We start from the raw sequence: 14,772 nt of genomic DNA on the forward strand, positions 1-14,772 counted from the left end.
GCCAGCGGTCAGGGCGTGAGCAGGGCGGCGAGCTGGCGCTTCCAGGTGGTCAACAGGGCGGTACGGCGGGCCGAGTCGTCGCTGAGCAGGTTGGCCACTCCAAGCCCGCGGAGCAGGTCGAGGGTGGCCTGCACCGCTTCGCGGACGCCGGGTCGGCGCTCGTCGACGCCGAGCAGGGCGACGGTGAGTCGGTGCATCTCCCGGCCGACCATCGCCTCCAGCGGCATCAGTGCGTCGCGAAGCTCTCGGTCCGTGCGGGCGGCGACCCAGAGTTCGAGCGCGGCCACGAAGAGCGGCCCGGTGAACGCGGCGCCGAGCAGGTCGATGACCCGGTCCAGCCGCTGTGGCCCGGCCGGCAACGCCTCGGCTTCGGTGCGCAACTCGTCGGCCCGTCGCTCGGCGAGATGAGCGACGGCGGCCGTGACCAGGGTGGCCTTCGTCGGGTAGTGGTGCAGCTGAGCGCCGCGTGAGACGCCGGCCCGCGCCGCGACGACCGTGGTGGTGGTGCCGGACCAGCCGTGCTCGATCAGGCAGTCGACGGTCGCCTCCAGCAGCCGGGCCTGGGTGGCGCGGCTGCGTTCCTGCTGCGGGACACGGGTCGATGCGGCTGGCATGCGGGACAGCCTGCCGCCTGCGAAACAAACAGTCAAGACTGACTTTTTCTGTCCCTGGGCGTGGCTGTCTCTCTGTGGGTGTCGGCGGGGCGGAGGGGTCAGCGGCCGTCGCGGGGGCCGAAGGCGGCCAGTGCGTCGGCGTCGCTGTGCTGGGAGCGCAGGTACTCGTCGGCCCAGGCGGCGGCGTCGGAGAAGGCCGACTCCGTCGCCACCCGGGCGCAGGCCGCGTCCACGTCGAAGACGGTACGGCGCAGCTGAACGCCCGGCCCGAGCAGTGCCCACCACGCACCCACACCCCCGTACGGCATGCCGATGCTGCCCGGATTGACCACCAGGCGCCGGTCGGCCAGCCGGGTGAAGGGCATGTGGGTGTGACCGCAGACCACCGTCGAAACCTCGGCCGGGAGGCCGGCGAACACCTCCGCCCAGCGCTCCATCCGGGAGTCGACGAGCACGACCTCCTCGTCGTCGCGGGGTGTGGCGTGGCAGAACAGCGTCGTGCCGAGCCCGTTGATCTCGAACGTCGCCGTCGCCGGCAGCGCGGCGAGACGGGCCAGCTGGTCGTCACGGAGCTGCCCGGCCGCCCAGTCGGACACCTCGATCGACGCGGGCCGGCCGGCCCGCGCCTCGACCAGTTCGCGGTCGGCGTTGCCGCCCACCCAGCAGACGCGATCGCCGAGGCCGGCGAGCACGTCCAGCACCTCGACCGGCTGTGGGCCGGCCGCGATGTCGCCGGTGAGCACGATCAGATCGGCGGTGGCGACGTCCGGCTCGGCCAGCACGGCCTCCAGTGCGGGCAGTACGCCATGGATGTCGGACAGCACGGCAACCCTGTTCACCATGGCCCCACCCTCACCGCTGGCGCTGCCTCAGGCCCAGCGATTCTGCGCCGGGCAGACAAAAAACGCCCCGCCTCCCGTCGGTGACGGGAGGCGGGGACGGGACGTGCTGCTCAGACGCGGGCGCGACGGGCGAGGCGCTCCGGGTCCAGAATGATGATGCTCTTGCCGTCCAGCCGCAGCCAGCCGCGCGAAGCGAAGTCGGCCAGCGCCTTGTTGACCGTCTCCCGAGAGGCGCCAACGAGCTGGGCGATCTCCTCCTGGGTGAGGTCGTGGGTCACCCGCAGCACGCCGCCGTCACGGGTGCCGAACCGGCCGGCCATCTGGAGCAGGTTCTTGGCGACCCGACCCGGCACATCCGTGAAGATCAGGTCGGCGAGCGAGTCGTTGGTCCGGCGCAGCCGCCGGGCGAGCACCCGGAGCAACTGCTCGGCGATCTCCGGGCGGTTGTTCAGCCAGGGCCGCAGCGCCTGCTTGCGCAGTCGCACCAGCCGGGTGTCAGTCACCGCGGTGGCGGTCGCCGTACGTGGACCGGGGTCGAAGAGCGACAGCTCACCGACCATGTCCGACGGCCCCATCACCGCGATCAGGTTCTGCCGGCCGTCCGCTGCGCGGCGACCAACCTTGATCTTCCCGGACAGCAGGATATAGAGGCTGTCACCGGGCTCGCCCTCATTGAAGACGATCTCGCCCTTGCGGACCTCGATCGTCTCCATCTCCTTGGCGAGCGCCTCGGCAGCTTCCGGGTCAACACCCTGGAAGATCCCGCTGCGGGCAAGTACCTCGTCCATCGCGCACCTCCGGTTACGCGTGCCGTCCGTCGGCGGGTCCGCCGTCCGCTGATCCCCTCGCGCGCCGCCAAGTCTAGGCGCACGTGAGCATGAATCAGAGGTCGCCCCTGGAATCTTGATCGGTGGGCGTAACCTGCCCGACGTGCTAAGCGAGCCGACTCTGACCAGCCGCGCCGAGGATGGGCGCGATATTCCGCTGCTCGTCTGGCGTGCGGACGTGCCCCTGCGGGCGGTCAGCAGTGGCCCGCTGGGCGGTGGCATCGGGGTCCGGCGCTGGGTGTTGAACGCGACCGTACCCATGTCGTACGACCGGGACGACCCCGCTGCGCACCTGGTGGCGCTCGCCGCGGACCTGGCCCTCGACGGGCCCGGGGTTGGCCTGCTGACCGGCGTCGATGTGACCGAGGTGGTGGCGCGGACCGACACCGGGGTGCGGGCCTGGGTGACGGTCGGGCTCGGCACGCCGGTGCTCGCGGCGTCGCCGGCTCCGGCCGCCCTAGCCCAGCGCGTCGGCACGGTCAACATCGTGGTGTACGTGCCGGCTCGGCTCGCCGACTCGGCACTGGTCAACGCGGTGGCCACCGCCACCGAGGCGAAGACCCAGGCGATCCGGGAGCTGGGGTTGCCGGGGACCGGCACCCCGACCGACTCGGTCACCGTGTTGTGCCCGGTGGACGGACCGGAGGCCGTGTACGGCGGGCCGCGCTCGACCTGGGGTGCGCCGCTCGCCCGAGCGGTGCACGCTGCGGTGCTTGCCGGGGGAACCGGGACGGTCGTGCCCTGGTCCGAGCAGCAGCCCGGCTGAACTTCCAACCGATCGGCCGTCGTCGGCGCGTTTGCGGCCCGGTAGGGTCGCGAGCGATGTATGCTGCCGCCCCCCTCGCGTCCCGCCCGCCTCGCCGCGTCGCCCTCGGCTTCGCCGCGCTGCTGGCCGCCCTGCTCACCGCCGGCTGTGCCGACTCCGGCGGCGAAGCCCCCGTCTGGCAGCCCGGCGCCGGAGGTGGTGGCACCGGCGCGCCCGTGTCCACGGCCGGCCCGAAGGCCACCGGGCCCGCGGCCTCCGGTGCGGGTGGCGCGATCTCGCTCTCCGCCACCGGCGACATCATCATGGGCAACGCGCCGAGCCGGTTGCCGGCCGGCGGCGGTAAGGGCTTCTTCACCTCGGTCACCGAGGCGCTCAAGGCCGACCTGGTGATGGGCAACCTGGAGGAGCCGCTGACGGTGGACACCGGCACCGGCAAGTGCGGGGCCAACTCCACCCGCTGCTTCCAGTTCCGGGCACCACCGGAGTACGCCGCACACCTGCGCGACGCCGGCTTCGACGTGCTCAACCAGGCCAACAACCACGGCTACGACTACGGGCCGAAGGGCTACGAGAACACCCAGAAGGCGCTGGAGAAGTACGACCTGGAGCACACCGGCGCGCCGGACCAGATCACCGTCGTCGACGTCAAGGGCGTCAAGGTCGCCATTGCCGGCTTCTCGTCGTACGTGTGGTCCAACAGCCTGGTCGACATCGCCAAGGCGAAGACGGTGATTGCCAAGGCGGCCACCATGGGCGACCTGGTCGTCGTGCAGGTGCACATGGGCGGCGAGGGTGTCGCGCAGACCCGGGTCAAGCCGGGCACCGAGATGTTCCTCGGTGAAAACCGGGGCGACCCCATCAAGTTCTCCCACGCCATGATCGACGCGGGCGCCGACCTGATCGTCGGGCACGGGCCGCACGTGCTGCGCGGCATGGAGTTCTACAAGGGCCGGTTGATCGCGTACAGCCTGGGCAACTTCGCCGGTGGCGGTAACTCGCTGAACAACGACGGCCGACTCGGCTGGGGCGGAGTGCTGAAGGTGTCGCTCAAACCGGACGGCACCTGGGCCGGCGGCTCGTTCACCTCGACGTACATGAACGACGCCGGCAAGCCGACGATGGACCCGGACGACCGGGGCCTGGGCCTGATCGGCGAGTTGAGCCGCAGCGACTTCCCGAAGGGCGGCGCCCGGTTCGACGGGCAGGGCAAGATCTCCCCGCCAGCCGGCGGCTGACCCGAACAGGAACGTCCGGGGCGCGACGTAGGCTGACCGTCGTGACCAGTAGTCCTCCCGGTGCCAGCGAGACCGACCTCGGGCGCAAACGCCGTGCCCGCAAGATCGGCCGGATGCTGGCCGAGACGCACCCCGACGCGCATTGTGAACTGGACCACTCCAACGCCCTGGAGTTGGCCGTCGCCACGATTCTGTCCGCGCAATGCACGGACAAGAAGGTCAACGAGGTCACGCCGAAGCTCTTCGCCCGCTACCCGAGCGCCGCCGCGTACGCCGGTGCCGACCGGGGCGAGATGGAGGAGCTGATCCGGCCCACCGGCTTCTACCGCAACAAGACCGACTCGCTGCTCAAACTCGGGCAGGCCCTTCTCGACCGGTACGACGGCCAGGTCCCCGGCCGGCTCGTCGACCTGGTCACGTTGCCCGGCATCGGCCGCAAGACCGCCAACGTGATCCTGGGCAACGCCTTCGACGTCCCCGGCATCACCGTCGACACGCACTTCCAGCGGCTGGTCCACAGGTGGCAGCTCACCACCGAGACCGACCCGGTCAAGATCGAGCACGCGGTCGGCGCGCTGTACGACAAGCGCGACTGGACCATGCTGTCGCACCGGATCATCTTCCACGGGCGACGGGTCTGCCACGCCCGCAAGCCGGCCTGCGGTGCGTGCACGCTCGCGAAACTCTGCCCCTCGTACGGCACCGGGCCGACCGAGCCGGCAGCCGCCGCCAAGCTGCTCAAGGGCCCCCGGGCGCGCGACCTCGCGGTGGCGGCCGGAGTCGACCCGGAGCTGGTGCCCGCGCAGGCGGTCGCCGCGGAGGTGCCGTGAACCGCCGCCTCGCCCTCCTTGTTCTGCCGCTGCTGCTGGTCGTCGCCGGCTGCACCGGAGGCACGGCCGACGACGACCCCACGCCGAAGCCGGCCGCCGCCGAGCGTCCATCGCCCTTCCGGGACTGTGCCGCGCTGGGCACGCCGCCCGCCGCGTCGCCCGGCACCGGCACGGCGGCCCCCGCCACACCCGGCTCGGGCACGTCGACGACACCTGGCAGTGAGGCGCTGCCGGAGCTGACCCTGTCCTGCTTCACCGGCGGCGCCCCGGTCGCGCTGCGGTCCGTCGCTGGTCCGGCCGTGATCAACATCTGGGCCTCCTGGTGCCCGCCGTGCCGCAAGGAACTGCCCGCCTTCCAGCGGCTCAGCGAGCGGGCCACCGGTCAGCTCCAGGTGGTCGGCGTCAACAGCCGGGACAGCCGCGGCGGCGCCCAGTCCATCGGCGAGGACTTCGGCGTCCGGTTTCCGATCCTGGTCGACCAGGGCGAGGCGCTGCAACGCGAGCTGAAGCGCAACGCCATCCCACTGACCCTCTTCGTCGACGCCAACGGTCGGATCCGGCACATCGACGCCACCGGCGCCCTCGACGACGCCCGGCTCGCCGAGCTGGTCCGCGAGCACCTCGGCCTGGCGGTGCCGGCGTGACCGACCGACCCCCCGAGTGGATCGAGCCGTTGTTGACCCGGCTGGGCACCGCCCGCGCCGAGGACTTCACCCGGCTCACCACCCCGGCGGAGGGTGGCCGGGAGAGCGCCGTGCTGGTGCTGCTCGGCGAGCAGCCCGGTGTCGGCCCCGACGTGCTGGTCCTGCAACGCGCCGCCACCCTGCGCAACCACGCCGGCCAGCCGGCCTTCCCCGGTGGCGCGGCCGACCCGGAGGACGCCGACGTCCGCGCCACCGCCCTGCGCGAGGCCAACGAGGAGGTCGGCCTCGATCCGGCCAGCGTGACCGTGCTGGCCGAGCTGCCGAAACTGTGGATCCCGGTCAGCGACTTCGTGGTCACACCTGTGCTGGCCTGGTGGCACGACCCGCACCCCGTGCACTCCCGGGAGCCGGCCGAGGTGGCACACGTGGCCAGGCTGCCGGTCAGCGAGCTGGTCGACCCCGCCAACCGGATGCGGGTCCGGCACCCCAGCGGCTGGATCGGGCCGGCGTTCTCGGCGCGCGGAATGCTGGTCTGGGGCTTCACCGCCGGCGTGCTGTCCACCCTGCTGGAGATGGGCGGCTGGGCCCGGCCGTGGCCGCGTGACCGGGTGGTGGAGCTACCGCCCACTGGGGCGACCCCAGCGCCGTCCGCCGGCACCGACGAGGCCGACGAGACCGCCCTGCGCTGACCGCACGGTCACCTTCGGCAAGCGATGGTCATCTGGCGGGCGCACTGCCCGTACGCTTGACCCGTGTCCGTCGTGGATCTCGTCCTGCTGCTGCTCATGCTCGTGTTCGCGATCAGCGGATACCGCCAGGGCTTCGTCATCGGCATCACGTCGCTCTCCGGCTTCTTCCTGGGTCTGCTGCTGGGCCTCCAGCTCGGGCCGCTGCTCGCGCGGCAGTTCGCGGACGCCGGCACCCGGGTGCTGATCTCGCTGGTGGCGATCTTCGGGCTGGCAGTGGTGGGGCAGGCGCTTGCCGGCTGGCTCGGCTCGCACCTACGTAAGACGATCACCAGCGACGTGGGTAAACGGATCGACGACGTCGGTGGGGCGTTCGTCTCGCTGTTCGCGGTTCTCCTGCTCGCCTGGCTGGTCGCTGTGCCGCTCGGCTCGTCCTCGGTGCCCTGGCTCGCCGCCTCGGTGCGCAACAGCGCGTTGATCACGGTGGTCAACCAGGTCCTGCCGGAGCAGGCCCACCGGCTCTCCACCGCGCTTGAGGACACCGTCGACACCAACGGGTTCCCGGACGTCTTCGGTGACCTCGCGCCCACCCGGGCCCGACAGGTCGACCCGCCCGACCCGGCGCTGGCCGGCTCCCAGGTGGTGGTCAACGGTCAGCGGTCGGTCGTCAAGGTGCTCGGCTCCGCGCCCAGTTGTTCCCGCCGCATCGAGGGTTCCGGCTTCGTGTACGCCGACGACCGGGTGATGACCAACGCGCACGTCGTCGCCGGCACCCGCTCGGTCGCCGTGGAGTTGGGTGGCGAGCGGTACGACGGCAAGGTGGTGGTCTACGACCCGGACCGGGACCTGGCCGTGCTGCTCGTGCCCGGTCTGCCCGGCCCGTCCCTGCGGTTCGCCGCCGGCAACGCGGGCAGCGGCTCCGACGCCATCGTGCTCGGCTTCCCGCTCGACGGCCCCTACAACGCGCAGTCGGCGCGGATCCGCGACGTCGACCGGATCAAGGGGCCGGACATCTACTCCTCCGGTGACGTCACCCGGGAGATCTACACGATCCGGGCGCTGGTCCGCAGCGGCAACTCCGGCGGCCCGCTGCTCTCCGCCAACGGCCTGGTGCTCGGTGTGATCTTCGCGGCGGCGGCCGATGACCCGAACACCGGCTTCGCGGTGACCGCGGCCGAGGCCCGTCCGGTGGCGCTGACCGGTGCCGAACGTAACCGGCAGGTCGCCACCGGCGAGTGCACCTGAGCGCCCCGTAGGGTCAGCTTCCGGCCGGCACGGCAGGTCGCCCAACGGTCGGCAGCTTCGCCCGCCCCCACCGCAGCCCTCGGTCCAGCACCGCGCGGGCCATGATCGCGACGCAGGTGCCGCCGTTGAGGAAGGACGCCACCACGTCGCTCGGGTGGTGCATTCCCCGATACATCCGCGTCAGCGCCACCCCCAGCGGCACCATCAGCAGCAGCGTCCACCAGGCGACCTTCGCCCCGGTGCTCCGTACCCGCAGCGCCATCAGCACGGCGATGCCTACGTAGAGCGCCACCGCCGCGGAGGTGTGCCCGGACGGGAAGCTCGACGTGGGTGGCGAGACATCCATGTGCTCCACCGCCGGCCGCCGTCGGTCGATCGCCAGGGTGGTCAGCAGGAACACCAGCGCCTGGGCGGTCACGGCCGCGCACAGGAACAGCGGCTCCCGCCAGCGCTTCAGCCAGAGCCGCAGCGCCAGCGCCACCAGCACGGTGACAACGACGATCATCTGGGTGCTGGCCAGCGTGCTGAACACCAGTGAGACGTCGTTCCAGCCGCCGGTGCGGTCGGCGGCGAACTCCCGGTTCACCGCGTCCTCCACGGTGAACGGCCAGGTCCGGGCCAACACCCGGGTGACCAGCACCCCGAGCAGCACCATGACGCCGAGCAGGAGGGACACCGGCAGCAGCACCCGCCGGACGATCTGGAGCACCGTGTCGGACATGCGTCGCCCAGTACCCGGCCGACCTCGTCGTCACGCCTCAGGCCGCTCCCGGGTGCCGCTCGACTTCGGGAGCGACACCGTCGCGGGCCGGACGGACCGACCGGAGGCCGGTGTGCGCCCGCCAACTGGTGAACGCCGCGGTGGTCGCCGCGACCACCGCCACACCGAGCAGCCAGCCGCCCAGCACGTCGCTGGTGAAGTGCACGCCGAGCGTCACCCTGCTCAGCCCTGTCACCACGGTGAGGAGCACCGCGGCGACCCAGAGCGCGACCCGCGCTGCTCCTCGCCCCACGTACGGCAGGAACACCAGCAGCAGCACCCCGGCGGCCAGGGTGGCGTTCAGCGCGTGCCCGGAGGGGAACGAGTAGCCGGCGGCCCGTGCCACCGGGTCCAGCAGCTCCGGCCGGTCCCGGCCGACGAGCAGCTTGAGCAGCGGACCGAACAACCCACCGACGACCATGGTGGTGGCCGCCCACAGGGCCAGCCGACGGGCTCCCCGGCGCAGCAGCCAGATCACTACGAGCAGGGCGACGGCGCGCAGCGGCATCGGCGCGAACACCTCGCTCCAGATCCGCATCACCGTGACCCAGGCCGGGTGGTCGAGGGCGTACCCGTGCAGCGCGTCGGTGACAGCCCCGTCCAACCGGTGCAGCGGTGCCCAGGCGCCGAGCACCAGCAGCGCGAGCAGCGCGAAAGGCACCAGCACCAGGAACGCCGCCGTCGCGGCCAAGGTCAGCCGCAGACCCAGCGAATGGTCCGGGTCGAGGCGGCGGTGCCGCCAGGACGGCTGGCCGGCAGAGGCGAGAGTGGGCGGCCGATGCGTACTCATGGGTCGGTTCTACCCGGCCGGGTGGCCCGTCAGGCCTGCCGGTGGGCTGCGGTCAACGGGTCCGCTGGCGAAATCGGCGCACCATGAAGGCGGCGCCGCCGACCAGGACGACGAGGAGCGCGACAACGGTCCACACCTGCTCCGGTGCGGACGTGTCCTGGCCGCCCGCCGCCCGCGCCGTCCACCGGCTCTGCTGTCGGGGTGCGGCAAGACCGAGCGGGTCGCTGCCGGCACCGGACACCGCATCGTCGTCGGCCGAGCCGGGAGCCGGGCCGAAGCCAATCACGCCCGGCGACGTCTGATCGTCCAACGGGTTGACGGTCACCGGCGGCACCTGAGCGGTCAGCGCGGCGACCGGGTCAACCACCCCGTACCCGAAGCGGTCGTCCCGCCCGGTCGGGCCGAGGTCGCGGGCGGTGGCCAGCAACCGGTTGACGACCTCACCCGCGGGCATCTGCGGATAGCGGGACCGGACCAGCGCGGCGGTGGCCGCCACCAGTGGTGCGGCGAAGCTGGTGCCCTGCACCCGCCAGTACCCGGTGGGGGGCTTGGCGCCGACCAGCCCGCTGGCGGGGGCGGTGAGCACCGTCGCCCGGCCGGTGATCGACCCGGACCACAGGTTGTCGCTGCTGCGCTCGAGGCCGGCGACCGCGATCACACCCGGCTCACGGGCCGGATACCAGACCTTGGTGCTGCTGGAGGTGGCCAGGTTGCCGGTGCAGGCGACCACGACCACGTCCCGGGCGAACGCGTAGTCCAGGGCCGCGGCCAGGGCCGGGCTGTCGCCGCTGCCGCCCAACGACAGGTTGATCACGCGGGCGCCGTTGTCGACCGCCCAGCGGACCCCCTGGGCGACGATCAACGCGTCGTCGTAGCGGTTCTCCTCGTCGAGCACCCGGACCGGCAGGATCCGGGCGTCCGGCGCCAGACCGACCACGCCCCGCTTGTCGTCCTTGCGCCCGGCGATCAGGCCGGCGACCGTGGTGCCGTGCCCCACCGGATCCGGGCCCGCACCGCCGTCCGGGCCGACCAGGTCCCGGCCGGGCAGCACCTGGCCGACCAGGTCGGGATGGGTGCCGTCCACTCCGGAGTCGACCACCGCGACGGTCACACCTCGGCCCGTCGAGCTGCGCCAGGCCGTCTCGGCCTGCAACTCGTCGAGCTGCCACTGCTCGTCGCGAACCTGATCCGTGCGGGCGACGGTGTCGCCGGGGGCGAACGCCATCGGCGCGCCGGCGAGCTGTCCCCCATTGGTGGGCACGGCGACAGGCACGGTAGCCGCGGTCGGCGCCACGACGGCGAGCGCCGCGGCCACACCGAGCAGCGCCCGGCCGGTCGCCCGCCGGGCCGCTGACGGACCGCTGTGCCGCACCCCAGTCACATCCCCAGCCATTCATCCCGACGGAACCATGACGATCGGAGATTACCGGTTTCCCCACCCGTCACGGGAAGAACCGGCGAGTCACGTCATGGCGGCGGCAATTGTGCGAGCTGAACGAGGCGTACGCCCTCTCGTCGGGTGACCAGCCGGCCGCGTCCCGGTGGCAGCGGCCCGGGCCGCACCGGCCCGACGAGTGCGCCCTCCTCCGGGCTGCCCGCCATCACCAGACCGGCGGTGGACAGCTCCCGCAGCCGCTGCACGATCGGCTCGTACTGGGCGCGGCCCGCTCCACCGGATCGGCGGGCCAGCACCAGGTGCAGCCCGACGTCGCGGGCGTGCGGCAGGTGCTCCTCCAGCGCACGCAACGGGTTGGCCGGCCCGGCCGCCACCAGGTCGTAGTCGTCCACGAGCACGAACAGCTCGGGCCCCGACCACCAGGACCGGTCACGCAGTTGCTGCGGGGTGACCTCCGGCCCGGGAGCCCGCCGCTCCAGGTAACCGACGGCCGACTCGACCAGGTCGGCAGTGTGCGCGGCAGCGGTGCCGTACCCGATCAGGTGTGGCGTCTCAATGGCACCGAGCAGGCTGCGCCGGTAGTCGACCAGGATCACCCGGGCCTGCTCGGGAGTGAACCGGGTGATGATCGACGTGGCCAGCGCGCGCAGGAACGACGATTTGCCGCACTCCGAGTCGCCGAAGACCACGAAATGTGGCTCGGTGGCGAAGTCGAGCAGCACCGGACGCAGGTCCGCCTCCGCGATCCCGATCGGCAGCCGCAGCCCGGTCGTCGCGGCGAGGTCCAGATCGGCGTACGGCAGCACCGGCGGGAGCAGCCGGACCCGGGGCGCCGGAGCACCCGCCCACCCGTCGGCGACCCGCTTGACCAGGTCGGCGGTGTCCCCGCTGGCGACGGCGAGCTGGGGCAGCGCGGTGAGGAAGTGCAGCCCCTCCGCGGTCACCCCTCGGCCGGAGCGCTCGGGCACGTTCGCGGCGGCACGCCGGGCCACCAGCGAGTCGGACGGGTCGCCGAGGCGCAACTCCAGCCGGGAGCCGAACAGGTCCCGGATCGCCGGGCGGAAATCCAGCCAGCGCAGCGCGGTGGCGACCACGTGCAGCCCGTACGACAGGCCCCGGGTGGCCAGATCGGTGACCAGTGGCTCCAGGTCGTCGTACTCGCCGCGGACGGTGCTCCAACCGTCGATCACCAGGAACACGTCGCCGAACGGATCGGCGCCCGGCTGGCTGGCCGTACCGGCTGCGGACCGGCGCTGTCGGTACGCGGCCATCGACTCCACGCCCAGCTCCGCGAAGCGGCGCTCCCGATCGGCCAGCAGGGTGGTCATCTCGCCGACGGTGCGTCGTACGGCGGTCGGGTCGGCACGACCGGTCACCCCGCCCACATGCGGGAGGTCGCGCAGCGCGGCCAGCCCGCCGCCGCCGAAGTCGAGGCAGTAGACCTGCACCTCGGCCGGGGTGTGGGTGAGCGCCAGCGCGCAGATCAGCGTGCGCAGCGCGGTGGATTTGCCGCTCTGCGGCGCACCAACCACCGCGACGTGCCCGGCTGCCCCGTCCAACGCCAGCCAGAGCAGGTCCCGGCGCTGCTCCAACGGTTTGTCCACAACGGCCAGCGGCACTCCGAGTGCCCCGTGCAGCTCCGGGTTGCCCACGGTGAGCCCGCGCTTCGGGTCCACCTCGACGGGGCCGAGCAGTTCGTCCAGGGCCGGCGGCTGACCGAGCGGCGGGAGCCAGACCTGATGCGCCGGCGGGCCCTGCCCGACGAGCCGGTCCACCAGCAGGTCGAGCAGCGTCTCTCTGCCCTCCTCCTCAACCACGGCAGGCACCACCGGGGTGACCGGCTCGGGCACCGGCACGACGTGGGTGGTGAAGGTGAGCAGCCGTGCGCCCCCCTCGGCGGTGACGCCGGCCGTCGTGGTCCGACGGCGGACGGCACCCGAGACGTACGCGGCCTTGAACCGGGCCAGCGGATCGGTGCCGCTGCGCAGGTAGCCATGGCCCGGCGAGCGAGGCAGCTCGTGCGCGTCCGGCACCCCGAGGACGGTGCGGGACTCCAGCGCGGAGAAGGTACGCAACCCGATCCGGTACGAGAGATGGGTGTCCAGCCCGCGGAGCCGTCCCTCCTCCAGCCGCTGGCTGGCGAGCAGCAGGTGCACGCCGAGTGACCGGCCCAGCCGGCCGATCTGCACGAACAGGTCGATGAAGTCGGGCTTGGCGGAGAGCAGTTCGGAGAATTCGTCGCAGATCAGCAGCAGCGACGGCAGCGGGGCCAGTGGGCTGCCGGCCGCCCGGGCCCGCTCGTAGTCGCGCACGCTGGCGAAGTTGCCGGCGCGCCGCAGCAGCTCCTGGCGGCGGACCAGCTCCCCGTTGATCGCGTCGACCATCCGGTCGACCAGGGGCAACGCGTCGGCCAGGTTGGTGATCACGGCAGCGGTGTGCGGCAGCCGGTCGAACGAGGCGAAGGTGGCACCGCCCTTGAAGTCGACCAGCACGAAGTTGAGCTGCTCGGAGCTGTGCGTGGCGGCCAGCCCCAGCACCAGTGTGCGGAGCAACTCGGACTTGCCGGAACCGGTCGCCCCGATGAGCAGGCCGTGCGGGCCCATCCCGTCCTGGGCGGACTCCTTGAGGTCCAGCTCGATGGCACCGCCGTCCGCGCCCACCCCGATGGGGACCCGCAGCCGGTCCCGTGCCGAGCGCGGCAGCCAGCCCTGCTCGGCCGTGAAGCTCTCCGGGTCGCCGAGACCGAGCAGCTCGGGAAGGCCCAGGTCGGCCTGGAGCGGGGCGTCCGGCCCGCGTGCCGTACCAGCGAGCCGTAGCGGCGCCAACCGTCGGGCGATCGCCTCGGCGTCGACGAGGTCGAGCTGGTCGGCGCTGCCCACCTCGGCGTGGCCATCGGACGACCACGAGTGCAGCCGCCGGCCGTGCAACTCCAGCAGCAGGGCGTACCGGTCGAGCAGCCGAGGCGGCGGGGTGTCCAGATCCAGCACGGTGACCGCGTCGATGCCGCCGTCACCGGTCAGGTCACTGGCGCCGGTCAGGTCACCCCCGTCGAGGACCACCACCACGTGCGGACCGTCGGTGGCCGGGCCGGTCGGGCTGAACCGGGACCGGCTGGCCAGCACGTCGGCCAGCAGCCGTTCCAGCTCGGCGGCGGAGCTGGTGACCAGCCGTACCGGGCCGAGCGCGTCGGTGCGGCCGGGATGGTGGGCGTGCGGGAGCCATTTCACCCACTCCCAGCAGGTCCGGCGTTCCGGCCCTGCGCAGACCGCGACGAGCAGCTCGTCGGGGGCGTGGAAGACGGCCAGTTGGGTCAGCACGGCCCGGACGAGCGCCTGCGCCGCCGGGTCGCCGGTGGGTGGCCGGCTGGTGGTCGGGCCAGTGCCGCCGGGGCGGCCGGCGGGCCGCACGTGCACCCGGGCGAAGCTGCGCAGCGACAGCGCCACCGGCAGGTCCGGCACCACGGAGTACGCGTCCAGAAAGCGGCGCAGCGCGCCGGCGGTCATCGGCTCCAGCTCCTCCAGCGGCCGGGTCACCGGGGGAACGAGCGGGGTGGCCAGGGTCTGTGGCCCGACAGCGACTCGCACCACCGCGAAGTCCGGATCGGCGGGTCGCCGCTCCCAGACCCGGTGGCTGTCCACGGTCGACCAGAGTCCGCCCGGGTCCGGGTGCCGGTAGTAGAGCCCGTCCCGCTGCTGTCCGGCGGTCCGCCGGACCCGCCGCCGCAGCGTGGCCAGGTGGCGCAGGTACTCCCTGCGGGCGGCCATCATCTCGGACTTCTTCGGGGTGCCGGAGGCGCTGCCCCAGGAGGTCACCAGCATCGCCAACGACGAGAGCCCGAACATCCCGCCCACCACGTACGAGTAGGCGCCGCCGCCCCGGCCGAACATCATCGCCATCGCCACCGTGCCGCCGAGCATGGGCAGCAGCATGAACATCTGCTGCCATCGCCCGCCGGTCACCACGGGGATCTCCGGCGGCGCCTCGACCGGCAGTTCGCCGGCGGGGATCTCCGGTGCTGGTCGACGCGGCGGACGCTTGATGACGACGGTGGACACTCGGCCTCCTGACAGCGCTGGGTAACCCGAGCCTGGCTCATGGTAGGTAAAGTCCTGTCGTCCGCGCAGCCTCCGATCCCCC

The 14,772-nt window shown here is 72.7% G+C and carries 13 protein-coding genes; 6 read left to right on the top strand and 7 right to left on the bottom strand.

Translation table 11 applies throughout. The annotated features are described in order from the left end of the window. Positions 1–8: 8 nt before the first annotated feature. The 3 genes from ABZT18_RS23620 to ABZT18_RS23630 form a co-directional block, all read right to left on the bottom strand. Positions 9–614 carry a TetR/AcrR family transcriptional regulator gene (locus ABZT18_RS23620; protein WP_354994611.1) on the bottom strand — a complete coding sequence of 202 codons (606 nt, stop codon included), beginning with the start codon at positions 612–614 and terminating at the stop codon, positions 9–11. 98 nt (positions 615–712) lie between these two features. Next, on the bottom strand, positions 713–1,456 hold the full coding sequence (locus tag ABZT18_RS23625; RefSeq protein ID WP_354994610.1) for a metallophosphoesterase family protein: 744 nt from the start codon (positions 1,454–1,456) through the stop codon (positions 713–715). 110 nt (positions 1,457–1,566) lie between these two features. After that, entirely contained in the window at positions 1,567–2,244 is a 678-nt protein-coding gene (locus ABZT18_RS23630; RefSeq protein WP_007466162.1) for a Crp/Fnr family transcriptional regulator, read from the bottom strand. Between the two features lie 142 nt (positions 2,245–2,386). Here ABZT18_RS23630 and ABZT18_RS23635 point away from each other — a divergent pair, with 142 nt between their 5' ends. The 6 genes from ABZT18_RS23635 to ABZT18_RS23660 all read left to right on the top strand — a co-directional run bounded on the left by ABZT18_RS23635 (position 2,387) and on the right by ABZT18_RS23660 (position 7,689). Continuing rightward, entirely contained in the window at positions 2,387–3,049 is a 663-nt protein-coding gene (locus ABZT18_RS23635; RefSeq protein WP_354994609.1) for an adenosylcobinamide amidohydrolase, read from the top strand. A 56-nt stretch (positions 3,050–3,105) separates the two neighbouring features. Then, a complete protein-coding gene (locus ABZT18_RS23640; protein WP_354994608.1) occupies positions 3,106–4,284 on the top strand; it encodes a CapA family protein in 1,179 nt (392 codons plus the stop codon). Positions 4,285–4,325: 41 nt separating this feature from the next. Further along, on the top strand, positions 4,326–5,114 hold the full coding sequence (gene nth / locus ABZT18_RS23645) for an endonuclease III (RefSeq protein WP_354994607.1): 789 nt from the start codon (positions 4,326–4,328) through the stop codon (positions 5,112–5,114). Further along, complete coding sequence (locus tag ABZT18_RS23650; RefSeq protein ID WP_354994606.1) at positions 5,111–5,758, top strand: TlpA disulfide reductase family protein; 648 nt, start codon at positions 5,111–5,113, stop codon at positions 5,756–5,758. The genes nth and ABZT18_RS23650 overlap by 4 nt, the downstream gene beginning before the upstream one ends. Further along, entirely contained in the window at positions 5,755–6,447 is a 693-nt protein-coding gene (locus ABZT18_RS23655; RefSeq protein WP_354994605.1) for a CoA pyrophosphatase, read from the top strand. The genes ABZT18_RS23650 and ABZT18_RS23655 overlap by 4 nt, the downstream gene beginning before the upstream one ends. Before the next feature lie 63 nt (positions 6,448–6,510). After that, on the top strand, positions 6,511–7,689 hold the full coding sequence (locus ABZT18_RS23660) for a MarP family serine protease (protein WP_354994604.1): 1,179 nt from the start codon (positions 6,511–6,513) through the stop codon (positions 7,687–7,689). Between the two features lie 13 nt (positions 7,690–7,702). On the opposite strand, the gene ABZT18_RS23665 is transcribed toward ABZT18_RS23660, so the two are convergent. The 4 genes from ABZT18_RS23665 to eccCa form a co-directional block, all read right to left on the bottom strand. Beyond that, a complete protein-coding gene (locus ABZT18_RS23665; RefSeq protein ID WP_354994603.1) occupies positions 7,703–8,410 on the bottom strand; it encodes a phosphatase PAP2 family protein in 708 nt (235 codons plus the stop codon). A 37-nt stretch (positions 8,411–8,447) separates the two neighbouring features. Further along, positions 8,448–9,239: a phosphatase PAP2 family protein gene (locus ABZT18_RS23670; protein WP_354994602.1), complete on the bottom strand. Its 792-nt coding sequence runs from the start codon at positions 9,237–9,239 to the stop codon at positions 8,448–8,450. 52 nt (positions 9,240–9,291) lie between these two features. Next, complete coding sequence (gene mycP / locus ABZT18_RS23675; protein ID WP_354994601.1) at positions 9,292–10,632, bottom strand: type VII secretion-associated serine protease mycosin; 1,341 nt, start codon at positions 10,630–10,632, stop codon at positions 9,292–9,294. 74 nt (positions 10,633–10,706) lie between these two features. After that, complete coding sequence (eccCa, locus tag ABZT18_RS23680) at positions 10,707–14,690, bottom strand: type VII secretion protein EccCa (RefSeq protein WP_354994600.1); 3,984 nt, start codon at positions 14,688–14,690, stop codon at positions 10,707–10,709. Between the last annotated feature and the right edge of the window lie 82 nt (positions 14,691–14,772).

The sequence above is a fragment of the Micromonospora sp. NPDC005291 genome, from assembly GCF_040607415.1.
Taxonomy (GTDB): Bacteria; Actinomycetota; Actinomycetes; order Mycobacteriales; family Micromonosporaceae; genus Micromonospora.

Excerpts from the sequence above, each read along its gene's own strand:
- ABZT18_RS23620 (WP_354994611.1), bottom strand. The coding sequence starts at position 614 with ATGCCAGCCGCATCGACCCGTGTCCCGCAGCAGGAACGCAGCCGCGCC.
- ABZT18_RS23625 (WP_354994610.1), bottom strand. The coding sequence starts at position 1,456 with ATGGTGAACAGGGTTGCCGTGCTGTCCGACATCCATGGCGTACTGCCC.
- ABZT18_RS23630 (WP_007466162.1), bottom strand. The coding sequence starts at position 2,244 with ATGGACGAGGTACTTGCCCGCAGCGGGATCTTCCAGGGTGTTGACCCG.
- ABZT18_RS23640 (WP_354994608.1), top strand. The coding sequence starts at position 3,106 with ATGTATGCTGCCGCCCCCCTCGCGTCCCGCCCGCCTCGCCGCGTCGCC.
- ABZT18_RS23665 (WP_354994603.1), bottom strand. The coding sequence starts at position 8,410 with ATGTCCGACACGGTGCTCCAGATCGTCCGGCGGGTGCTGCTGCCGGTG.
- ABZT18_RS23670 (WP_354994602.1), bottom strand. The coding sequence starts at position 9,239 with ATGAGTACGCATCGGCCGCCCACTCTCGCCTCTGCCGGCCAGCCGTCC.
- mycP (WP_354994601.1), bottom strand. The coding sequence starts at position 10,632 with ATGGCTGGGGATGTGACTGGGGTGCGGCACAGCGGTCCGTCAGCGGCC.